The 21862-nt window shown below is 56.3% G+C and carries 20 protein-coding genes and 3 tRNA genes; 1 reads left to right on the top strand and 22 read right to left on the bottom strand.

What is annotated here, in order from left to right; all coding sequences use genetic code 11:
* Positions 1-5 precede the first annotated feature (5 nt).
* Positions 6-719, bottom strand: coding sequence for an MBL fold metallo-hydrolase (locus HMPREF1628_RS02830; protein ID WP_034507629.1), 714 nt, complete (start codon positions 717-719; stop codon positions 6-8).
* Positions 720-903: 184 nt separating this feature from the next.
* On the opposite strand from HMPREF1628_RS02830, the gene HMPREF1628_RS02825 reads away from it, so the two are divergent.
* Positions 904-2244 carry a DUF349 domain-containing protein gene (locus HMPREF1628_RS02825; RefSeq protein ID WP_084703173.1) on the top strand — a complete coding sequence of 447 codons (1341 nt, stop codon included), beginning with the start codon at positions 904-906 and terminating at the stop codon, positions 2242-2244.
* Between the two features lie 72 nt (positions 2245-2316).
* On the opposite strand, the gene HMPREF1628_RS02820 is transcribed toward HMPREF1628_RS02825, so the two are convergent.
* The 21 genes from HMPREF1628_RS02820 to HMPREF1628_RS02720 form a co-directional block, all read right to left on the bottom strand.
* Complete coding sequence (locus tag HMPREF1628_RS02820; protein ID WP_034507626.1) at positions 2317-4671, bottom strand: RelA/SpoT family protein; 2355 nt, start codon at positions 4669-4671, stop codon at positions 2317-2319.
* A 99-nt stretch (positions 4672-4770) separates the two neighbouring features.
* Positions 4771-5313: an adenine phosphoribosyltransferase gene (locus tag HMPREF1628_RS02815; protein WP_034507624.1), complete on the bottom strand. Its 543-nt coding sequence runs from the start codon at positions 5311-5313 to the stop codon at positions 4771-4773.
* 5 nt (positions 5314-5318) lie between these two features.
* The gene (gene secF / locus HMPREF1628_RS02810) at positions 5319-6416 is read right to left on the bottom strand and encodes a protein translocase subunit SecF (protein ID WP_034507622.1); all 1098 of its coding nucleotides are present in this window, start codon (positions 6414-6416) and stop codon (positions 5319-5321) included.
* A 2-nt stretch (positions 6417-6418) separates the two neighbouring features.
* Positions 6419-8341 (bottom strand): protein translocase subunit SecD, encoded by a 1923-nt coding sequence (gene secD / locus HMPREF1628_RS02805; RefSeq protein ID WP_034507618.1) that lies wholly within the window; start codon positions 8339-8341, stop codon positions 6419-6421.
* A gap of 39 nt (positions 8342-8380) precedes the next feature.
* On the bottom strand, positions 8381-8830 hold the full coding sequence (locus HMPREF1628_RS02800; RefSeq protein WP_232219369.1) for a preprotein translocase subunit YajC: 450 nt from the start codon (positions 8828-8830) through the stop codon (positions 8381-8383).
* A 119-nt stretch (positions 8831-8949) separates the two neighbouring features.
* On the bottom strand, positions 8950-9978 hold the full coding sequence (ruvB, locus tag HMPREF1628_RS02795; protein ID WP_034507616.1) for a Holliday junction branch migration DNA helicase RuvB: 1029 nt from the start codon (positions 9976-9978) through the stop codon (positions 8950-8952).
* Positions 9971-10561, bottom strand: a complete 591-nt coding sequence (gene ruvA / locus HMPREF1628_RS02790) for a Holliday junction branch migration protein RuvA (protein WP_034507613.1) — start codon at positions 10559-10561, stop codon at positions 9971-9973. Before ruvA ends, ruvB begins: the two co-directional genes overlap by 8 nt.
* A 26-nt stretch (positions 10562-10587) precedes the next feature.
* Entirely contained in the window at positions 10588-11220 is a 633-nt protein-coding gene (gene ruvC, locus HMPREF1628_RS02785; protein WP_034507610.1) for a crossover junction endodeoxyribonuclease RuvC, read from the bottom strand.
* A complete protein-coding gene (locus tag HMPREF1628_RS02780; protein ID WP_034507607.1) occupies positions 11220-11981 on the bottom strand; it encodes a YebC/PmpR family DNA-binding transcriptional regulator in 762 nt (253 codons plus the stop codon). Before HMPREF1628_RS02780 ends, ruvC begins: the two co-directional genes overlap by 1 nt.
* Positions 11982-12014: 33 nt before the next feature.
* Positions 12015-12554: an NUDIX hydrolase gene (locus tag HMPREF1628_RS02775; protein WP_052038812.1), complete on the bottom strand. Its 540-nt coding sequence runs from the start codon at positions 12552-12554 to the stop codon at positions 12015-12017.
* Positions 12547-13053, bottom strand: coding sequence for a hypothetical protein (locus tag HMPREF1628_RS02770; RefSeq protein ID WP_034507602.1), 507 nt, complete (start codon positions 13051-13053; stop codon positions 12547-12549). Before HMPREF1628_RS02770 ends, HMPREF1628_RS02775 begins: the two co-directional genes overlap by 8 nt.
* Positions 13054-13055: 2 nt before the next feature.
* The gene (locus tag HMPREF1628_RS02765; protein ID WP_034507599.1) at positions 13056-14231 is read right to left on the bottom strand and encodes a glycosyltransferase family 4 protein; all 1176 of its coding nucleotides are present in this window, start codon (positions 14229-14231) and stop codon (positions 13056-13058) included.
* A complete protein-coding gene (locus tag HMPREF1628_RS02760) occupies positions 14228-15118 on the bottom strand; it encodes a phosphatidylinositol mannoside acyltransferase (protein WP_052038811.1) in 891 nt (296 codons plus the stop codon). Before HMPREF1628_RS02760 ends, HMPREF1628_RS02765 begins: the two co-directional genes overlap by 4 nt.
* Positions 15115-15735, bottom strand: coding sequence for a phosphatidylinositol phosphate synthase (pgsA, locus tag HMPREF1628_RS02755; protein WP_034507596.1), 621 nt, complete (start codon positions 15733-15735; stop codon positions 15115-15117). The genes HMPREF1628_RS02760 and pgsA overlap by 4 nt, the downstream gene beginning before the upstream one ends.
* Positions 15735-16277 carry an HIT family protein gene (locus HMPREF1628_RS02750; RefSeq protein ID WP_034507594.1) on the bottom strand — a complete coding sequence of 181 codons (543 nt, stop codon included), beginning with the start codon at positions 16275-16277 and terminating at the stop codon, positions 15735-15737. The genes pgsA and HMPREF1628_RS02750 overlap by 1 nt, the downstream gene beginning before the upstream one ends.
* Complete coding sequence (thrS, locus tag HMPREF1628_RS02745) at positions 16277-18274, bottom strand: threonine--tRNA ligase (RefSeq protein ID WP_034507592.1); 1998 nt, start codon at positions 18272-18274, stop codon at positions 16277-16279. The genes HMPREF1628_RS02750 and thrS overlap by 1 nt, the downstream gene beginning before the upstream one ends.
* Before the next feature lie 81 nt (positions 18275-18355).
* The gene (locus HMPREF1628_RS02740) at positions 18356-19405 is read right to left on the bottom strand and encodes a lipid II:glycine glycyltransferase FemX (protein ID WP_034507590.1); all 1050 of its coding nucleotides are present in this window, start codon (positions 19403-19405) and stop codon (positions 18356-18358) included.
* Positions 19406-19495: 90 nt separating this feature from the next.
* Positions 19496-19570: transfer RNA gene (locus tag HMPREF1628_RS02735), tRNA-Val, on the bottom strand.
* 1 nt (position 19571) lies between these two features.
* Positions 19572-19642 (bottom strand) — tRNA-Cys (locus HMPREF1628_RS02730).
* A gap of 33 nt (positions 19643-19675) precedes the next feature.
* Positions 19676-19748 (bottom strand) — tRNA-Gly (locus HMPREF1628_RS02725).
* An 89-nt stretch (positions 19749-19837) separates the two neighbouring features.
* Positions 19838-21784 (bottom strand): heavy metal translocating P-type ATPase, encoded by a 1947-nt coding sequence (locus tag HMPREF1628_RS02720; RefSeq protein WP_034507586.1) that lies wholly within the window; start codon positions 21782-21784, stop codon positions 19838-19840.
* Positions 21785-21862 lie beyond the last annotated feature (78 nt).

Genomic DNA, 21862 nt, shown 5'->3' with positions numbered 1-21862 from the left:
GATTATTAGCCGAGTTCTTTTGCTCGTTTAACGTAAGGATTCGTGGCCTGTTCATTGCGCCAGTTCGTTGCGGGACCGTGGCCGGGAAGCATCCACGTATCCGGATCCAAAGCATTAGCCAGGGTGCGTAGCGAGTGACGCATTTGTGTCTCATCGCCGCCGGGCAAGTCGGTACGTCCAACCGATCCGGCGAAAATCACGTCGCCCACAAACGCAACCGGTTGCGACATCTGCAACGGCCCCAACCCAGTGCGGATAGACGGTAGAGCAGCATTGGTCTCAAAGGTCTCGCCGGCAGAAATCTCCATTAGGAAAAGAGCCGAGCCTTCCGTATGTCCGGGCGCGGGCAACATCAGCATATTAAGGCCATCGATCGGCTGGAACACCTGGCTTGGAACCTCCTGCAAGTGTGCGGGCTTGTTCCACGTTCCGAAATTTCCAAAACCAATCGAGTGTGACAGCGGATCTTCCATTCGGTACATGTCCGGGCCCGGCACGTACACGGTGGTGTCAAACTGCGCGCATTCCCAAACGTGGTCGAAATGCCCGTGCGTTAGCAAAACAGCACCGGCAGATAAGCCTGCGCTTTCTAAAAATGCTTTCACGGGTTCGCTTGTTCCTACGCCGGGATCCACCACTAGCGCGTTAGCGGCTTCATCTGGCACCACTACGTAGCAGTTCTCCCCCAGAGCTACAGATTCGATCCGTTCAATCCTCATAGCTCTAACTTTAGCGGAAACCGCGTAGGCTCACCGCAACTGCTTTGGCTCACCAAGCAGATGAATGTTGGGCAAAAGTGTGAAATGACACTAAATCGACGTAGGATGAGCATTGCGGAACCATCCGCTGTGCACATTGTCGAACGGTCAGGCGAATGCCAACCCCGTCCTCGTTAGGAATATCGTGAGCGATCAAAAAGAATCTATTAGCGCTAAGGCTGGCGATCCAGAGATTTCAGCAACCGAAGAAACCAAAGTTCCCATGGTGGTTGTGCCTGCTTCTTCAAGCGAAGACCCCACCGCTTTTGGCCGGGTGGATGATGAAGGCAACGTCTGGGTCAAGGAAAATGGAGGCGAACGCCAAGTTGGTTCGTACCCCGATGGTGTTCCGGACGAGCCCCTCGCTTTGTACACCCGCCGATTTGAAGACCTTGAAGCAAAAGTAAACCTATTCGAGATGCGTCTTCCTACCCTCGCGGCAAGGGAGATTGAGCAGACACTGAAGTCACTGGACGAGGAAATCAAGGAACCCGCCGCCGTAGGTAATCTGGACGCATTGCGTGAGCGCGTTGCGAAACTCCACGAGGCTGCGAAGGAACGTAAGGAAGAAGCCCTAGCTGAGCGGGCTGCTGCTAAGGCCCAGGCGCTGACCGATCGCGAGGCCGTCGTTGCAGAGGCCGAGTCTATTGCCGCACAGGATCCCGAACGCACCCAGTGGAAGAATTCCGGGCAGCGGCTGCGCGATCTCTTGGACGAGTGGAAGGCTCTGCAGCGTAAAGGACCGCGCCTTGACCGCGCTGATGAGGACGCCCTGTGGAAGCGGTTCTCTTCTGCCCGCACACGTTTTGATCGTCATCGCCGCCAGTTCTTCTCGGCACTGGACGCGCGTCAGGCCGAAGTTAAGCGCGTCAAGGAGGCTCTAATTGAGGAGGCCACCGCGCTACAGAACTCCACCGAATGGGGCCGCACTTCCGCGGCTTACCGCGATTTGATGGATCGTTGGAAGCAAGCCGGCCGCGCCTCCCGCAAGGAAGATGACGCACTGTGGAAGCGTTTCCGCGAAGCACAGCAGGTATTCTTCGATGCTCGCCGCGCAAACTCCGAGGCCGTAGATTCGGCCTACCGCGAGAACCTAAAGGTAAAGGAAGCACTCCTCGAAGAGGCTGAGGCGCTCCTTCCCATTGAAGATCTTGAAGCCACTATCGAGAAGCTACGCGGCATCCAGGATCGTTGGGAGGAGGCCGGTCACGTTCCGCGCGCGGACATGAACCGCGTTGAAAACCGCATGCGCGCCGTTGAAAAAGCAGTTCGTGACGCAGAGGAAGAGCAGTGGCGCCGCACCGATCCAGAAACGAAGGCTCGCGCGGAAGGCATGCTCGGCCAGCTTGCTGACTCGATTGCTGAGCTCGAGGGTGACCTCGCGAAGGCTGAAGCTGATGGCAACGAGAAGAAGGCGGCTTCGATCAGAGACGCGCTTGCGACTAAGCGCGCTTGGCAAGAGCAGATCCAAGGTTCTGTGGACTAGCCCGGCTAACCACACTTTTGGAGGGGAGAGCAACCGCTCTCCCCTCCTTTTTATGTCTACATGGCTACCCAGCTATGGGCGGGGTTGCTTCTGCTTTTTCTTGTTCTTCGCCTTCGTAGAGTGTCCGCCATGAACGCGCGCAGCCTCAAACACTCCGTCCACGCGGCGCAAACCGTTCAACGTGGCGTTAATGTGCGAAGGCTCAGCCATTTCAACAGTGAAGCGCACTGTTGCTACTCGATCCGGCGAAGTGGACATATTGCCCGAGAGAATGTTCACCTGATAGTCCGAGAGCACCTGGGTTAGATCCCCCAGCAGCCGAGCGCGATCCAGCGCCTTAATTTGAATCTTCACCAGATAGTTTGAGGATGCGTTTGTGCTCCACTCGACGTTCACGAAACGCTCCGGATGGTTGCGCTGTAGCGCTACAGCGTTAGAACAATCCGGTGAGTGTACGGAAACCCCCTGCCCGCGGGTAATGAACCCAATGATCGGGTCGCCCGGCACCGGCGTGCAACACTTCGCGATCTTGACCCACACGTCACCGCCGCCCATGCCTTCAACGAGGACGTCCGAGCCGGCTGTGGTGGGATCCCATCTGTTTTGATGCGCGCCCGGTGTGACTCCCTCGGAGAGAGTTTCTTCGGTTCCGAAATCCCCACCGAGGGATTGCATGATCTTTTGCATCACGCTCTGGGCAGAAATCCCGCCCTCCCCGATCGCAGCATAAAGCGAACCGATATCGGGGTAGCCCATGGATGCAGTGATTCCTACGATGGTGTCGTGATTCATGAGGCGTTGTAGCGGCAGGTGTTGCTTGCGCATGGTGCGGGCAAGTTTTTCCTTGCCGGCCTCGATGGCCTCTTCTCTGCGCTCCTTCGAGAACCACGCTTTGATCTTTGAACGCGCCCGCGAGGACGCCACGAAGTTCAGCCAATCCCTGCTTGGGCCTGCGTTCGGAGCCTTCGAAGTGAAAACCTCAACGATATCGCCGCTCTCCAGTTTCGATTCGAGGCTAGAAAGCTTGCCGTTCACGCGTGCGCCTACAGTTGTGTGTCCCACCTCGGTGTGCACAGCGTAGGCGAAGTCTACGGGAGTTGCGCCCGCAGGTAGAACCTGCACCTCTCCCTTCGGAGTGAACACGTACACCTCGTCGCCGGCAATTTCGTAACGGAGCGAATCCAGGAACTCTTCCGGATCACCGGTTTCGCGTTCCATTTGAATAAGGCCTCGCAACCAGTTCATCTGCTCTTCCGGCTTCATCCGGTCCGAGTCGGCGCTCAAGGTCTGGGACGCGTTGGGATCCTGCTTGTACCGCCAGTGCGCAGCCACACCGTACTCGGCGCGGTCATGCATCTCATAGGTACGCACCTGGATCTCAACTGGCCGCCCACCCGGCCCCATCACCGTGGTGTGGAGCGACTGGTACAGATTAAACTTCGGCGTTGCAATGTAGTCTTTGAAACGTCCTGGCATTGGCTGCCAGCGCGCGTGAATAGCGCCGATAACCGCGTAACAGTCGCGCACCGACTCGACGAGCACTCGCACGCCCACGAGGTCGTAAATATCGTCAAACGCTTTACCGCGCACAATCATCTTTTGATAGATCGAATAGTGGTTCTTCGGCCGCCCCGAAACCGTGCCGCGCACGCCGTTCTCCCGAAGATCGTCCTCGATAGTTAAAACCACTTCACGCAGGAATTTGTCACGCTCTGGTGCACGCTCGGTGACCAACCGGTCAATCTCTTGATAAATCTCCGGATAAAGCGTTTTGAAGGAAAGCTCTTCAAGTTCCCACTTGATCGTGTTCATGCCCAGCCGGTGTGCAAGCGGCGAATAAATCTCGAGCGTCTCGCGCGCCTTCCTCTGCGCTGATTCGCGCGGCACGTACTGCCACGTGCGGGCGTTATGAAGGCGGTCCCCCAGCTTAATCAAGAGCGTACGGATGTCTTTAGACATAGCCACAATCATTTTGCGAAGCGTCTCAGATTGCGCCGCCGCCCCGTACTTCACTTTGTCTAGCTTTGTCACGCCATCAACGAGGAGTGCTATGCCCTGACCAAAATCAGCGCTGAGCTGTTCAAGTGTGTACTCGGTGTCCTCAACCGTGTCGTGGAGCAAAGCGGCGACGAGAGTTGGAGGGGTCATGCCGATCTCGGCGAGGATAGTTGCAACGGCGACGGGGTGCGTAATATACGGCTCGCCGGACTTGCGCATCTGTCCTTCGTGATACTTCTTTGCAGTTACGTACGCGCGTTCAATGACATCGGTTTCAGCCCTCGGGTGATAGGCCTTTACAGCACGGATAAGGGGCTCAATCTCGGGTGCAGTTGAGCGTCTGCGCGACCCGAACCACAGCAGGCTGGAGCGCACGCGCGAACCACTTACCGGATTAGCGCTGTCTGTGTTACCAGTATTCGACGTCATTCCCTCATGTTATCTCAAACACAAAATGATATTTGAAATTACTGTATGCCCGTCCCATGCGGGACGGGCATACAGTATTGGCTTTAGGTTAGCGAAGAGTTAGAAAATCACGCCAGCTTCAACGGGAATTCCCTCGAGCTTCGCGCGCCCTCCAAGCTCTGAAAGCTCCAGTAGAACGTTCACCTCAACGACCTCGGCCCCACATTGCTTGATCAGTTCAACTGCTGCAGCGGAGGTTCCGCCAGTTGCGAGCACGTCATCGATGATGAGAACGCGACTGCCCTCCTTAACGGAATCAGGACGGAGCTCCATGCGAGCCTCGCCATACTCGAGCGTGTAATTTACGCCAATCACAGGTCCGGGAAGCTTCCCTGCCTTGCGTACCGTAATCATGCCCACGCCAAGCGCAGTTGCAAGCGGAGCGGCCAGAATGAAGCCTCGCGATTCCAAACCGGCAATCGCATCAACGCGGCCACGGTAGTGGTCTGCAAGCGCATCGATAAGGGCCTTGAAAGCCTCACCGTTAGCGAGCAGTGGCGTAATGTCGCGGAAGAGAACACCCGGATCCGGGAAGTCAGGAATCTCACGCAGATTGTCTTTGATAAGCGGTTCAATCCGACTACGCAGTAGGTCTTTACTCATTGCCCTTACTTCCTCTTCTTACGCTTTGGCTGTGCGGCTTGGCCCAGGTGATGACCGGGCTTGAGATTCGACGTATGTACGGTCTCGAACGTCGAGTCATTATCTGATGCATCCGCGCCGACCTTCATTAGCTTATCCCCGCGCGCCTCTAGAACGCTCTTGGTGTGACCTCCGATGCGTTCGCGCTTGCCTTCAAGCATTACCAGCACGGCCGGCGCGATGAACACGGAGCTAAAAGTTCCAACCGTCATGCCCACAAACAGAGCGAGTGAAATATCGGTCAGTGTGCCCGCACCAAGCAGGAAGGATCCGAGGAACAGGATGGACCCAACTGGCAGGAGCGCGATGATAGACGTGTTAATAGAACGCACGAGCGTTTGGTTAACCGCCAGGTTTACGAGCTCACCAAACGTGTAGCGGGTTTGCTTTGTAACGTTGCGGGTGAGTTCACGCACGCGGTCAAACACAACCACGGTGTCGTACAGGGAGTACGCAAGAATCGTAAGGAAGCCAATTACCGTAGCCGGCGATACTTCCACCTGGATCAAGCTGAAGAATCCAACCGTTAGGAAAACGTCGTGAAGTAGCGCCCACAGAGCGGACAGCGACATCGTCCAAGAACGGAAGTAGAACGCCATCATGGCCCCCACGAGAACCAGGAAGATCACGAGCGACTGCAATGCCTTCTTGGTTACATCTGCACCCCAAGATGGGCCGATGTTGGTTGCATCAACGTCACTTTCAGAAATGCCGTAAGCCTGCGCCAACGCTGCTCGAACAGTAGCGGTCTTATCCGCACCGATGTCCTGGCTTTGCACGCGCAGGCCGTCGGTGCCAAGCTGAGAGACCTTAACCCCTTCGCCTACGCCGTTGGCCTTCATCACGTCGTACGCGAGCTGCTGCTCGGTGGTTTGTACGTGCGCGAGGGCAAACTGAGATCCGCCGCGGAACTCGATTGACGGGTTGAGCCCGCGAACCGTGATCAAAAGGATCGATATCAAGATCACCACTGCACCCGTGGTGAACCAAACCTTACGGTTCTTAATGAACGGGTAGGATTTCTCTCCCGCATATAGGGCATTGCCCCATGAAGCCATACTCATTGTTACTTCCCCTCCTCTTCACTGGAGGCATCCTGGGCGGTGTCAACCGCTGCCGCCTCGGCTTCCATTTTTGCCGCTTCTTCAGCCTCACGACGCTGCTGTGCAATCGACTTACGCCCCGGCTGATCCGCGGCCTTTACATGATTTTCATTGCGCTTCGGCTCACGGAAGCGGCCTCGCCCAGCGTAAATCGCGGCAGACTTAGCGCCCAGGTGCTCCGGATCAAGACCGGAGAGTTTATGGCCACCACCAAAGAACTCGGTGCGAACCAGGAGTTCCATAAGCGGGTGGGTGAACCACAGGATGATTGCAAGGTCGACGAGGGTGGTTAGGCCCAGGGTGAACGCAAAGCCCTGCACGCCGCCAACTGCCAAGAAGTATAGGACTGCAGCAGCCAGGAGGTTTACAAGGTCAGAGACGATAATCGTGCGCCTTGCACGATCCCAGCCTTCGCTCACTGCCGAAACCAGCGGGCGTCCGCTCCGCACCTCATCGCGAATACGCTCAAAGTAGACGATGAATGAGTCTGCGGTAATACCAACCGACACGATCAGACCGGCCACGCCAGCCAGGGAGAGTCTGTATCCCATCAGCCATGAAAGGAGCGTGATGAGCGTATAGACGATCACACCCGCTGCAATGAGCGAGCCGCCTGCAAGTATCGACAATCCGCGGTACTGCCAGATCAGGTACAGCAACACAAGAACCAGGCCGATAATGCCGGTTAGGAGGCCGGTGCGCAGGTGATCCGCGCCAAGTGTTGCGGAGATGCGCTGCTCGGACTCAACCGTGAAGTTAAGCGGGAGCGAACCGAACTGGAGCTGATTGGCCAAAGCGCGCGCCGAATCGGCAGTGAAGTTACCTTCAATGAGGGCCGAACCATTCGGAATAACACTGTTCATGCGCGGAGCGGAAATTACGTTACCGTCCAAAACCACTGCAAAGCGGTTACGCGTAGGATCAACCGACTGTAGATCTACCAGGCGCTTGGAGACATCGGCGAAGATGTCAGTACCTTCCTTGTCGAACTGAAGCGAAACAATCCACTTACCTGTAGATTGGCCCTGCTCATTTCGGTTCATGCCCGCCGTTGCAGAAGTTAGGTGAATACCTTCAAGATCAACCGGGCCTAGAATGTACTTCTCGTTGCCCTCTGTGTCGCAGGCGACCAGTGGCAGCGCCGGATCGTCAACCGATCCCTTCGCGCGCTGTTCGGGCGCCTTACAGTCCGTGGTAAAGAAAGTATGCAGAACCTGTTCGGTAACCCAGTTCGGATCCGAATTATCCTTCGGTTCAGCTACCGGCTTATCGGAAATCTCGCCGTCTTTGTTGGTATCGGCAAGGGTATTAGCAAGCTCCTCCGGTGTCAGCTGCGACAAATCCGGGCCTTCAGTAGCGGTGGGCTCAGGCTGTTCTTCCGCGGGCTCAGTTTCTAAGGGCTGCGCGCTGGGATAGGTCACGTTCTGATCCGCACCCTCCCCCGATGTAGCGTTCTTGTACTTTTCCGGGTCAACAACCGCGGGATCACCCGCAGCAAGTACCGGGCGGAACCTCATAACTGCAGACGAGCGCACGAGGTTCAAAGTTTCCTCGCTAGGCTCACCCGGCAGCGCCACAACAATGTTGCGCCCCGCCTGGCTCGTGATCTCAGCCTCAGCCACGCCGGATGCGTCAATACGTTTGCGGATGATCTCGATAGCCTGATCCAGGTCCTCCTGAGCGACGGTGACATCCTTAACGTCCTCACCCTCTTGCGGAGTAGGCGTCAAGATCAGCTGCGTACCACCTTGCAAATCGAGGGCAAGGCCGGGCACCATGCTCGCACTACCGCGTGCAGACCCAATTCCGAGCGTTATTAATGCAATTATTATGAGGATCCCAAGGCTCATCAACTTACGCCCGGGTCTACTCGCTTTCTTAGCCACTTTGGTTCCTTGTTATTTTCTTGCGCCTAAAACTGGCACCTAGTTCTCTTCGCGAGGCTTATCCGACTTAGTGAAGGAGTCATCCCAAATGTCCTCGGCGTCCTCTTCGCCGCCGTCCGTCTCCTGCACCGACGCTTCTGGCAAATCCTCTTGCACAGGCTCCACAGCGGCCTCTTCTTCGGACTGTGCGGTGATCTCGCCCACCTCGTCTACGTTCTCGTCATCACCGGCAAGAGTGGACTCAAACGGAGGCTCAGCTGCCATCGCGATAGCGCGACGGTCCCAATATGTTTCGTCACCGCTCGGCGACTGCAGAATGTAAACGTCACCATCAATATCCGACACGATGCCGTAGTACCCAGAAGCGGTACGAACCCAAGAGCCAATGCCAATCTCGTCGTGCATCTTCTCAAGCTGCTCCTGCTGCTTCTTTCTTCCACGCGAAGACATAAACATCATCACAGCGAGCATGATGAGAAGGATGATCATGAATTCCAAGGGTCGACTCCTAAATATCGTTTGTATCCTAGGTGATTCTATTGTTATTGCCGCCCAAATGCACCCTTCTAGTACCCATAAGAAGTTCGCGTTTGGTCACATTCGCATTTTTAACCGTCGAATAGCGTTCCCGGCTCTGGCGGGGTAAGTCCCATATGATTCCATGCCTGAGCGGTTGCCGCTCTGCCGCGCGGGGTGCGAATCATGAAACCTTCTCGCACCAAGTAAGGTTCCGCCACAGTCTCAACAGTTTCCGGCTCTTCCCCAACCGTAACAGCTAGCGTCGCAAGCCCCACCGGACCGCCCCCAAAACGGCGCACTAACGCCTCCAACACGGCGCGGTCCAACCTGTCCAATCCCTGCGGATCCACCTCGAACAGTTCCAGGGCCGCCCTCGTCGACTCAAGATCAATATGCCCGTCGCCATGCACCTGCGAATAATCGAGGACGCGGCGGAGCAGCCTATTCGCAATACGCGGTGTTCCCCTGGATCTACGCGCGATCTCTGCGCCCGCTCGCTGATCCAAACGTGCACCAAGCAGGTTTGCCGAACGTTTTACCACAAGTTCGAGTTCATCTGCCTCGTAGTACTCCAGGTGCGCAGTGAAACCAAACCGATCACGCAGTGGCGCGGGAAGCAATCCGGACCTGGTGGTTGCTCCCACAACTGTAAATGGTGGGAGGGTAAGCGGAATTGACGTGGCTCCAGGACCCTTGCCCACGATAATGTCCACGCGAAAATCTTCCATTGCCAGATAAAGCATCTCTTCTGCGGTACGGGCTAGCCGGTGAATCTCGTCGATGAACAAGATATCGCCCTCCTGCAATCCGGACAGGATCGAGGCTAAGTCTCCAGCATGCTGAATCGCAGGTCCAGAGGTGAGCCGCAGCGAAGAGTTCATCTCGTTGGCCACAATCATTGCGAGCGTTGTTTTACCAAGCCCGGGAGGGCCCGCCAACAAAATGTGATCGGGCGTCGTGTTGCGGTGATGCGCAGCAGAAAGAACCAGGTCAAGCTGCGCGCGAACCGTTTGCTGGCCAATAAAGTCTTCAAGCTGCTTTGGCCGCAGAGCCGCTTCTGCTGCGCGCTCGATATCGCCCGCGTCCGCGCCCACTATACGATCAGTAGTCTCATCCACGGTTACCTCCCAGGTTTACCAGCGCGGCGCGTAACATGTCGGAGGCATTCAAACCGCTGCCCGCAAACTGATCAACCGCAGCCTGAGCCTGCTGTTTTTGCCACCCCAAACTCTGTAGCGCGGCAATGACTTCATCAGCAACCTCATCAGCCACTGGTTGCGGCTCCAAACTAAGACCCTTCGCCGGCCCGAGCTTGTCACCAATCTCCAAAATCATGCGTTGCGCCGACTTCTTGCCGATGCCCGGAATCTTCTGCAGCATCTTCTCATCAGCCGCGGCCAACGCGCCTCGTAACTCATCTGGCGTATACACGTTCAGTGCAGCAAGCGCAGTCTTCGGGCCAATACCGGAAACCCCTTGCAAAATATCGAACGCCTCAGACTCGTCCTCAAGGAGGAACCCAAACAGGGTAAGCGAATCCTCTCGGACCACCAGATTCGTATAGACATCCACGTCTTCGCCACGGCGAATTTCAAGCAACGAGCGGCCGGGCATGTACACCCGCATACCGAACGCCCCTGCCTTAATCACGGCAAAATCCGGGTCGATCGACGCCACCTGCCCACTTAGCGAAGAGATCATTGTGCTCCTTTAGTCCTGCAACAACCCTAACGCTTACCCTGGACACGGGGATCAACCGCACCCTTACGACGCGTTGTCGCGATCGCGTTTGCCCACTGCTGCTGAGCCGCAGTCATCTTCCCTCGAGCGGAGACACCACCAGACAGTGACACATTAATATCACCATCCTGGCCGGCGCCCTGAAGCCCCGTACCGCGCCACGCGTGACAGATAGCGATTGCGAGTGCGTCCGCCGCATCGGCCGGCTTAGGCACCTTTTGCAACCCAAGCACGCGCGCAACCATATGCTGTACCTGCGCCTTACCGGCAGTGCCCGAACCTGTGACCGCCGCCTTCACCTCCGAGGGTGTGTGAATCGCGAGTGGCAACCCTGCCCTACCCGCGCACAGCATCGCCACACCCATAACCTGCATCGTTGTAGTTACCGACTGGAGGTTATCCTGAGCGAAAACGCGTTCAATAGCCATTACCTCGGGCTCGTAGGTTTTTATTGCGAGGTCTATTTCATCCCCAATTTTTGCAAGCCGAAAATGTGTGGCCAGAGACTGCGAGCTACGGGCCACCCCAACGTGAACGAGGCTGGTACGACGCGCGGCATCGACGTCAACAACGCCGATGCCGCAACGGGTCAAACCCGGATCAATACCGAGTACGCGCACTACTCTTCCTCTTGGAATTCCTTTAGTACTTCGTCGGAAGCCGTGAAGTTGGTGTAGATATCCTGCACGTCGTCAGACTCTTCCAAAGCATCAATCATGTTCATGATCTTGCGCACGCCTTCAGCTTCCAGCTCCACCTTGGTGGAAGGTACAAAACCAACCTCAGCCGAGTTGTAGTCGATGCCCTCGGCCTGCAAAGCGGTGCGGACGGCCACCAAATCATTTGGCTGGCACAAGATGCGGAATTCATCGCCCTGGACCTCTACCTCTTCAGCGCCTGCATCAAGCACGGCCATGAGGATCGAGTCTTCATCCGTATCGCCCTGGTTAGGCACCTCAATAATGCCCTTACGAGCAAACAGGTACGAAACCGAACCCGGATCGGCAAGCGAGCCACCCGAACGCGTGAAAGCAACGCGCACATCCGACGCGGCGCGGTTGCGGTTATCGGTCAAGCACTCAACTAGAACTGCAACGCCATTGGGACCATAACCTTCATACATGATGGTTTCCCAGTCAGCGCCACCGCTTTCTTCACCCGAACCGCGCTTGCGCGCGCGTTCAATGTTGTCGTTGGGAACCGAGTTCTTCTTTGCCTTTTGAATAGCATCGTAAAGGGTTGGGTTAGCATCCGGATCGCCACCACCCGTGCGAGCCGCTACCTCAATGTTCTTTACAAGACGAGCAAAAAGCTTGCCGCGCTTCGCGTCAATTGCAGCCTTCTTGTGCTTGGTAGTTGCCCACTTTGAATGCCCTGACATGAAGAACCTCCCAAAACTGTTTTAACCGCTTAGTTACGTTTTATTGTACTCATCGATTTTAACGCAAGAACGCACGCCTTCGTTATCTCGCCATTTCACCAGCAAGCGCGGCAACTGGCTGGGGAAAACATTCTCTTTCCCACACAGCTCCATTACCTCGTCCACATGGAACCAGCGCATTTCATCTAGTAGGTTGCGCTCATCGTTACTCCAATGCGAAAAGTCCAACTCCACCGCGGCCACGCGCGCTATAAAGAACTGTTCCATTTGCCTACGCGTGCGGTCAGCGAAGAACATTTTCGCATCCCTGCAGATGACCGGGCCTTCCAGATCACGCGCATCCAACTTGATGCCCGTTTCCTCAAAACACTCGCGCACCGCCGCTTCGCGATGGCTCTCCCCCGTTTCTAAGCCGCCGCCCACCGTGAACCACCAAGAGTGATCCAAATCATTTGCGTCATGGCCGCGCACAAGTAGCACGCGGCCCGCCTCGTCAATCAAAATGACTCGAGCCGCATGGCGAGTTGGTAATCCATCTTCACCAATAGGCCATTCGTACTCTTTTTCAAGCACCCGGAGCCTCATCGTCGAAGTCAAACGGTTCAGGCATTGGCGCGCGCCCAGCAAGGTGGAACATCCGCACGTCCGGCTGCGAACGCAGCCTTACCACCTGCGCTACCTGCTGATTATAAAAACGTCTTGCCGCGCGTAGTTCGAAGCCATTGGTGCGCAGTTTTTGGGCAATCTGCGGATTCTCGCGCTCAACCTGGTCCCAAACCCGCACGAGCCAGGCTGAAATATCAGATTCGCTTGCTCCCGTGTGGCCGCTTTGCCCCGCCGGCGCAGTTGCAAGTAACTGTGCTAACTCGTCGGATGGGAAATCCGCCCCAAAAGAACCATCGTTCAACGCGGTTTTGAGGATTTGCCGGCGGGTCTTCAAATGGTTGAACATGACCACTCGAGCCTGCTCCACCTGCCTATGCAAGCGGTCTACTCGCCGCGCTCGCGAAACCAGCCACAGTCCCACCAGCACAAGCAATACCAGGGTTACAGCCAAAACCTTTACTCCCACGGCTAATCCCTTCTGTTAGCAAAATACTGGCGCAACGAATCTATCAGCGTATCCGTGTTCTCCACCTCCACACTGGCAGTTCCAACCACGGTGGCGTATACCGCGAGGATCTTGTCCGTCACTACACCCCAGTCGTACATCTTCGACGCCTCGTGCCCCGTTTCGGCCAACCGGGCAGCCTCTTCAGGGCGGGCGAGGACGTCGTTAATAACCCGCGCTAAATCGGCCGAGTCAGCCGAAGTGAATAGGCGCCCCAGAGCTCCCCCATTGAGCACGAGGCGAAAAGCCTCAATATCAGAAGCAATCACCAGCGTCCCGGCCGACATTGCTTCAACCAGGACGATCCCAAACGACTCTCCTCCAGTTTGCGGTGCTATATAAGCAGTTGCCCCGTGATAGAGCGAGTTGCGAGTCTGCGGATCCACGTCCCCTGCAAACTCGACGTTGTCCGGGTACCTCTCCATCAGCTCGCGCACCGGCGCATCATCGCCGCGCCCGGCAATTATGAAGCGGACATTCGGATGCCGGGCCACAACCTCGTCTATTGCGCCGGCAAGCACGTGCAATCCCTTGCGCGGCTCATCGATGCGTCCAATCCAAAACAGGGTCGGACGCTCCCGCGTGCCCTTCCACTTTTCAATATCGGGAGCATTCGCAAACGGCTCGCGGTAAACCCCGTTGGGAATGATGACCGCGTCACCGCCCTGGTGTTCAATGAGGGTTCTACGCGCCTCGTTGGACACCGCGATCCGCCCGCTAATGCGATCGAGTAGAGGCCGCAGAATGGGAACGGCCAGCTTCAACGACCTCGATTTCACCATTGAGGTGTGGAACGTGGCAACGATAGGGCTTTTCGAGTTCGCCAAGGCAATCAGCGAGATTGAGGGGGCCAGAGGCTCGTGAATATGCACAACATCGAATTTGCCTTCTTCAAGCCACGCTTTTGTTTCACTCACCGCCTTGGGGCTAAGGGACAACTGGGCAACCGAACCGTTGTAAGGCACCGAGTAAGACCCAGACACCTTACAAACAAAATCGGGAACTTCAGCTTTTTCAACCGGGGCGAGCACACTTACCTCGTGCCCGCGACGAATAAGCTCGGTTGCAAGATCATTCACGTGATATTGCACGCCACCAGGCGAATCAAACGAGTACGGGCAAACAATCCCGATCTTCACTGCGTGTCCTCCCTCTTGGCACGCTCCCTGGCGCGAGCGAGCCGCGCGGGATCCAAATCCTCTACAAACAGCGGTTGCATCATGTGCCAATCCGCAAGGTTCGATCGAATGAGCGGCACAATAGCGTCCACCCAACGCTGTGTGTCGGCCGACACGTCGCCGGTGACCTGCACCTGTCTGGCATGCAGATGATAGGTTGCTTCCCGACCCGGTAGGCGGCTCATGTGCAGGGCAAATAGCGGAGCGTCCAACTGGCTCGCAAGGGCAGCCGGCCCAGCCGCAACCAGCGCCCTGTGGCCGCCAAAGTCCACTTCAATGCCGCTACCAGAAATGTCTCTATCTGCAAGCAGAGGAACCATCACACGCTTGCCCCGTACGTATTCGCGGAGCTGCGCGAACACACCCTTTTTTGCGGGAAACACCTTCATGCCAAACGCTGCGCGGCTTTCCACAAAGTAGTTAAATAACTCCGGTGGCTCAAGGACCTCTGCAACCGTAACGACCGGGGCAAGATGAAACGAGGCGAACGCCGCAGCTAAATCCCAATTTCCTCCGTGGGTCATCGCGATAACGATGGGGCCGTCCTCTTGAGCAACCGCTTGAGTGAGATCGTCGTCAACGAACACGTTTCGTGTAATCCGCGCTTTGCTCCACCCGGGCAGCGAGGGAGACTGGGCGAACATTTCAAAATAGGATGCAAACGCTTCGCGAATATGCGCACTATCCAACGGTTTATCGCTAAGGCGCTGATGGTTTGCAATCAGTTGCCGTTTGGACTTGGAGTCAAATAACGAGGCTACAACGCCGCTACCTCGACCAAGGCCCGCCGCTACCCGTGGGGGTACGTGTCCGAGCGCCTTAAAAGTTGTAACGAGGCCGTGGCTCACTTACCGCTCAGCTCCCGCTTCACAGCGAAAATGCGCTGGGCCACCGTAAAGAGTGAAGCAAAAGCAACCCAGGTGAGGGCGATCGCCATGACCCAAAGTGGCAGTCCCAAGCCAACCAGGAACGCTCCCACAAGCCCAACGATCAACCTGTCCGTACGCTCGGCAATACCCACCTTCGCCTGCGCGCCCACAGCCTCAGCTCGGGCTCGAGCATATGAAACCGTCACCGCACCAATCATTGAAATGAGGCCAGCTATGAACGCCCAAGTTCTCTCCAAGGAAGGAGCATGCTGCATAGCGATCGCAAAAGTGAGGGAGCCGAACACGGCACCATCACTGAGCCGGTCAAGAGTAGAATCGAGGAAGGCCCCAAAGGTAGATGAGCTACCGGTCAGCCGCGCGAGAGTTCCATCAAGCGAATCTGCTAATAGGATAACTGCCAGCACGATTGGCCCGATTATCCATTGTCCAGTTCCTAGAAGGCCTACAGCGGCCGCGATAGAGAGGACCGTACCCACAACCGTCACTTGGTTCGGCGTGACGCCAAGGCGAGCGAGCACCTTGGCTGGCCCGGTGAAAACCTGCTTTACCAGTCCCCTACCGTGATTTCCGAGCATTACACACGCTCCCAGTTTGCAACCAGAATCTGCCTCGCATCCTCAATCAGCTGCGGCACAGCCTTGGTCTGCCCAATCACGGGCAAGAAGTTCGCATCCCCCTTATATCGGGGCACAACGTGCTGATGCAGGTGCGGCGCAATACCTGCGCCCGCTACCTCGCCCTGATTCATCCCCAGATTGAAGCCCTGCGCCCCCACTGCCGTGGTGAGTACCTCCATCGCGCGCACGGTTAGCTCCGCAATCTCATTGCGCTCTTCCACGCTTATGTCCGGATACAGCGAAATATGCCTATAGGGGCATACCAGTAGGTGGCCGGAGTTATATGGGAATAGATTCATGAGGACGAACGCGTGCTCACCTCGATGAACAATCAGGCCCTCTTCATCGCTTAGCGAAGGCGCGCGACAAAAGGGGCAGTCGCAGCTACTGGTCGTTGCCGGCTTTTCTTCGCCCTCAACATACGCCATGCGGTGCGGCGTCCACAGACGCTGGAATGCGTCCGGGACCCCCGCAAACTGAAGTGAGCTTTCTACCTCCATCAGTTATTTCGCCGTTCCTTCACCGCTGTGACGATCCGTGCCACTGCCTCGTCAACGGGTACGTTGTTGTCTTGCGAACCATCCCTGAAGCGGAATGAAACCGCGCCGGCCTCTGCGTCCTCGCCACCCGCAATCAAAGTGAACGGAATCTTATCCTTCGACGCGTTGCGGATCTTCTTACCAAAACGGTCATCCGACTTGTCCACCTCTACACGAATGCCTTGCGCACGGAGCTTGCCCGCGACTTCCTCCAAGTAGTCCGTGAAGACGTCGGCAACCGGAATCGCCCGAACCTGTACGGGAGCGAGCCACGCCGGGAAAGCACCCGCGTAGTGTTCAGTGAGGACAGCAAAGAAGCGCTCGATGGAGCCAAACAGAGCGCGGTGAATCATCACCGGACGTTTGCGCGTACCGTCAGCCGCCGTGTACTCCAGCTCAAAACGCTCGGGCAAATTGAAGTCCAACTGGATCGTCGACATTTGCCAAGTGCGACCGATAGCGTCCTTAGCCTGCACCGAGATTTTCGGGCCATAGAATGCTGCACCGCCCGGATCTGGAACAAGATCCAAACCCGAAGCCGTCGCTACCTCTTCGAGCGTGCGAGTTGCCTCCTCCCACGTCGCATCGTCACCTACAAACTTGTTCGGATCCTTCGTGGACAGCTCCAGATAAAAATCATCGAGGCCGTAATCGCGAAGCAAGTCCAGTACGAACTCAAGGAGACCGGTTAGCTCATCCTTCATCTGTTCACGCGTGCAGTAGATGTGCGCATCATCCTGGGTAAACCCGCGCCCGCGCGCGAGGCCATGGACCACGCCCGACTTCTCATATCGGTAAACCGTGCCGAACTCAAACAGACGTAGTGGAAGGTCGCGGTAAGAACGCCCCTTTGACGCGAAAATCAGATTGTGCATGGGGCAGTTCATCGGCTTCAGGTAGTAGTCCTGCCCCTCCTTCACAACCTTTCCGGTCTCTTCATCAACAACTTCATCCAGGTGCATCGCCGGGTACATGCCGTCCTTGTACCAGCTCAGGTGGCCCGACTTCTCAAAAAGCGCACCCTTGGTGATGTGCGGCGTGTACACGAAGTCATAGCCGGCCTCAATATGACGCCTGCGCGAGTACTCCTCCATCTCCATGCGGACAATGCCGCCCTTTGGGTGGAATACGGCCAAACCGGACCCGACCTCGTCCGGGAACGAAAATAGGTCAAGTTCATTACCCAGCTTGCGGTGATCGCGCCTCTCAGCTTCCTCAAGACGGGTGATGTAAGCCGTCAGCTCATCCTTCGATGGCCATGCAGTGCCGTAAATACGCTGCAACTGGTCGTTGGTTTGGTTGCCCAGCCAGTACGCGGCGGAAGTCTTCATAAGCTTAAAGCCGTTTCCGATCAGCTTCGTATTCGGAATGTGCGGGCCGCGGCAAAGGTCGGTCCAAACCGTCTCATCTTTACGATTGCGGTTGTCGTACATCGTGAGCTCACTGCCCCCGACCTCAACAGAAGCGCCCTCGGTGTCCGTATTTCCCTTTGAAGAAATGAGGTGAAGCTTATACGGCTGATCGGCTAGCTCGGCCTCGGCCTCTTTGGCAGACACGACGCGGCGGCGGAAAACCTGGCCCTCCTTCACGATGCGCTTCATGCGCTTCTCGATCTCTTTGAGATCCTCGGGGGTAAATGGGTCTACGTTGCCGAAATCGTAGTAGAAACCATCCTTGACCGGTGGACCGATGCCCAGGTTCACCTGCGGGTTAATGTCCTGCACCGCCTGCGCCATTACGTGCGTACACGAGTGACGCAAAATGGCCAAACCTTCATCAGAGCTGATATCAATGCCTTCGACGGTAGCACCCTCAGGGATCTCCAGGTACAGATCCTTAGCCTCGCCGTTTACTCGCATCGCGATAATCGTGCGCTGATCCTTGAAGAACTCCGTACCGGTGGTACCCGCCTCAAAAGTGACTTCTTCACCATCAATTTGCGCCCTGATTTCGGCCACGAGAACTCCTAATAATCTTCCAAACAAATTACTAGTTGTTATCGTACCGCGCTCGCACCGTCCAGTGTAAAAGGTAGCCGGCTATCGAACCTTGTTGAGGAGCTTTTCACCCAGGGCTCGCGCACCCGTGTAGGCGTGTTTACCCTGCTTCGCGATGCGCAAACCATCGTAGAGGACAGTGTGCACGGGAAGGTCCCATGCGCCATCGACCTCGGTGGCAGCCGCGGCGAAGCGACGCTTGTATATGCCGAGCTCATACAGTTCAGGGAACCGTGTTGAATCCACGCCCATCAGATCAAGGCTTGCGATGCCCTGCTTGCCCAGCTCCAAAGTTGTCCAGCAATCCAGGTACTCGCTCGCCAGCACTTCCCTACCCGCGCTAGTGTGCGCGCCATAGTAGGCTGCGGCCCCGCCGTCATTCATAACAACCATTACCCAAGCGACTATGGCACCCTCGTAGCGAACCCCGTACAGACGCGCGTGATTCGGGCGAAGCGCGTCCAGCATGTTCCAGTACACGCTGATCGGGTGAATCGAGAAACCATTTCGATTCGCCGTCTCCGCGATAACCGCATAAATCTCGTTAAAAGCTTCACGATCAATGTCGGTAAGGTCAACTGCCTGTGCCCCGCCCTCTTGCGCCCGCTTAAACGAGCGACGCATGGAGCGACGCCCTTCCTTAGGCATTGCGGCAAGCATTTTGTCCATATCGCCACCGCACGTGTCGATGAGGACCGTCCTGTCATAGGACATCGTATTAATCAGCTCTTTCAGATCCGGAGCCGAATACCTCGCGTGCAGGCGCACGAACGCAACCTTTGGGTCGCGTTTCCTCACCTCAGAAACAAGTGCCTCGCGGAACGCAGCCTCGTTGTCAGGCGACTGCGAACGCAACCAGACGGGCCCCTTCTTTGCCCACAAGAACTTCACGCCGCGAATATCATGTTCAGTTAGGGCGATCAGTGCGATAGTGCGCCCGGACTTTACAAACTCATAACGACCAAAAACCCTGCGGCCAACCCGCGTTTCAAAATCGTCCCATGCACCAGATTGCTCGACTGGAAGAGGCTTCACGCCAGCTGCCTTAACTCTCATTTCTTCAGCCGAGATGCGAATCAACTCAAAAGTCATGGAACTCCCCGTCTACAAATGCTTTAACAATGCTACATGTTAAACCGGTTTGGAATAGCCCGTCGCAATAGGGCGAGGATGAAAAAGTATTGGTGGGCGATACTGGGTTCGAACCAGTGACCTCTTCCGTGTGAAGGAAGCGCGCTACCACTGCGCCAATCGCCCGAGGTGGGTACCGGATTCGAACCGGTGTATACGGCTTTGCAGGCCGCTGCCTAACCACTCGGCCAACCCACCAAAGTTGGATTACCAGCGACCTGGCCCCAACAGAGCGGATGACGGGACTCGAACCCGCGACCCTCACCTTGGCAAGGTGATGCTCTACCAACTGAGCCACATCCGCGTACTGGACGCACCATTTAGCACGTTGCTGTTTGGTGCATGCGATACTTTACGCGATTTATTTCAGTAGAACAAATCCGCGCAACAAGCCTAGGCCTCGACGATCAATGCCTGCAGAGAATTCAGCTTTGTGCTGCTTTCTTCTTCATCAAACTTGTTCAGCACTTCATCGATTGGTGTCTCGTCCTTACCAGGGCGGGCTGCGAGTAGTGCCCACAAAATGCATGCCAAGTCGATGATTTCTTGCATGAACGCACCAATTACAGCCGGCATTATGCCGGTTGCACCGATCAACATGAGGATTACTGAAAGGCCCACGCCAATACCAATAGCTTGCATTGCAATCCTCATCGTCCGTTTACCGATGGTGACAGACCTCGCGGCACGGTAGATGTCATCGAGCATCACAACCACATCGGCAGATTCAGAAGCTGCGGACGAGCCTCGCGCCCCCATCGCGATGCCAACATCTGCAACTGCCAGGACGGGAGCATCGTTAACGCCATCACCTACTGCCGCAACCGGATGTTTAGCTGATTTCACGGCGTCAACTTTCTCGTTGGGAAGTAGTGAATACCGGACCTCGTCAATACCAACCATGCCGGCAATGGATTTGGCAGTTTCCTCGCCGTCACCGGTAATCATCATGACGTGCTCCACACCAAAGTCTTTAAAAGCAGCAACTGTGGCGGCGGCGTCCGGACGCACTTTATCTTCCAAGCTGAACGCGCCCGCCCACTTACCGTCAAGGCGCACGTGAACCAGAATCTGCCCAGAATGGAGCTTCACGTGTTTGTCGCCATCACTTAGCCATGAACCAGAGCCAACCTCTACCCTGTGATCAAGGACCTCTCCGGTAACCCCCTTACCGGTTATCTCGGTAACGTTTTGCGCCAAAGGCACCTGAATGTCCAGCTGGTTTGCAGCCGCAACAATCGCGGAGGCAAGGATGTGCGCAGAGTGGCTTTCAACGGCAGCAACCATGGCGAATAGCTCGGCGCCATCAACACCCTCAGCCACGTAAATATGTGATAGCTGCGGATCACCGTAAGTGAGCGTACCCGTTTTATCCATCGCAACCGTGTTGATTTTTGAAAGGCGCTCGAGCGTACCCGAATCTTTGATGATAATGCCTTCCTTCGCCGAACGGTTCATGCCGCCTAGGAATGCAACCGGCGCCGCAATGAGCAGCGGGCACGGCGTTGCCACAACGAGCACCTCGGCGATGCGAATCACATCGCCCGAAATCCAGTAGGCAATGCCCGCAATGATGAATGCAAACACAGTGAACGGAACCGCGACCTTATCCGCCAGGCGCACCGCCGGCGCCTGAGAATCCTGCGCCTGTCGAACAAGCTCAATGATCTTTTGATACTGCGACTGCGCTGCAACCGCTGTAGCGGTCATGATAATCGCGTCCGCACCATTAACGCCGCCAGAAAGTAGCTCATCTCCCTTGCGGTGTTCCACAGGAAGCGGCTCTCCAGTCAGCGAGGATTCCTCAGTCAGAGCAAAATCGGACTCCAATACGCCGTCCACTGGCACCACTTCGCCTGGACGCACAAGCAGGCGAGCGCCAAGTTCAACCTCTTCGATCGCCGCGTCCTTCGGCACCCCAGCATCATCCAAGACATGAGCGACGGTGGGCGCCCCCTCCAAGAGACCCGTTAGCTGTGACCTCGCTCTGTTACCAGCGAAGTCTTCCAACGCTTCGCCGCCCGAGAGCATGAGGCAAACGATTAGGGCAGCCCAATACTCGCCCACCAGGACGGTGGAGACTATCGCGGTTATGGCCAACAGGTCCACGCCCCACGCGCCTCCCACAATTTCCTTCACCATGTCCCACGCGAGGATCAGGGCCATTACAAGAGCGAACGCGGATACATACCAGCACACCCAGCCCACATTGCCAAGCTCAAGGAGGCCGGCCGTTACGCCAACAAACAGTGTTGCGCCAACTTGCGGGTACGACTTGAAGAACTTAAAAACAGAACGCATAGCCACATTGTCATATACGAAAATCTGGTTTTCTAGCATGAGTAGGCTCTCCTAACTGTTGCAGGAGACCAGTGCAAACAGCGGTTTTGCAATTAAGAATCGGGTGCCCGGTAGATA

It is taken from the genome of Actinomyces sp. S4-C9 (assembly GCF_000758775.1).
GTDB lineage: Bacteria > Actinomycetota > Actinomycetes > Actinomycetales > Actinomycetaceae > Gleimia > Gleimia europaea.
This window is presented reverse-complemented; position numbering and strand designations above follow the sequence as displayed.

Coding starts and splice junctions, on each gene's coding strand:
- HMPREF1628_RS02830 (WP_034507629.1), bottom strand. CDS start 719: ATGAGGATTGAACGGATCGAATCTGTAGCTCTGGGGGAGAACTGCTAC.
- HMPREF1628_RS02820 (WP_034507626.1), bottom strand. CDS start 4,671: ATGACGTCGAATACTGGTAACACAGACAGCGCTAATCCGGTAAGTGGT.
- HMPREF1628_RS02815 (WP_034507624.1), bottom strand. CDS start 5,313: ATGAGTAAAGACCTACTGCGTAGTCGGATTGAACCGCTTATCAAAGAC.
- secF (WP_034507622.1), bottom strand. CDS start 6,416: ATGAGTATGGCTTCATGGGGCAATGCCCTATATGCGGGAGAGAAATCC.
- HMPREF1628_RS02800 (WP_232219369.1), bottom strand. CDS start 8,830: ATGATCATCCTTCTCATCATGCTCGCTGTGATGATGTTTATGTCTTCG.
- ruvA (WP_034507613.1), bottom strand. CDS start 10,561: ATGATCTCTTCGCTAAGTGGGCAGGTGGCGTCGATCGACCCGGATTTT.
- HMPREF1628_RS02780 (WP_034507607.1), bottom strand. CDS start 11,981: ATGTCAGGGCATTCAAAGTGGGCAACTACCAAGCACAAGAAGGCTGCA.
- pgsA (WP_034507596.1), bottom strand. CDS start 15,735: ATGCTCGGAAATCACGGTAGGGGACTGGTAAAGCAGGTTTTCACCGGG.
- HMPREF1628_RS02750 (WP_034507594.1), bottom strand. CDS start 16,277: ATGGAGGTAGAAAGCTCACTTCAGTTTGCGGGGGTCCCGGACGCATTC.
- HMPREF1628_RS02740 (WP_034507590.1), bottom strand. CDS start 19,405: ATGACTTTTGAGTTGATTCGCATCTCGGCTGAAGAAATGAGAGTTAAG.
- HMPREF1628_RS02720 (WP_034507586.1), bottom strand. CDS start 21,784: ATGCTAGAAAACCAGATTTTCGTATATGACAATGTGGCTATGCGTTCT.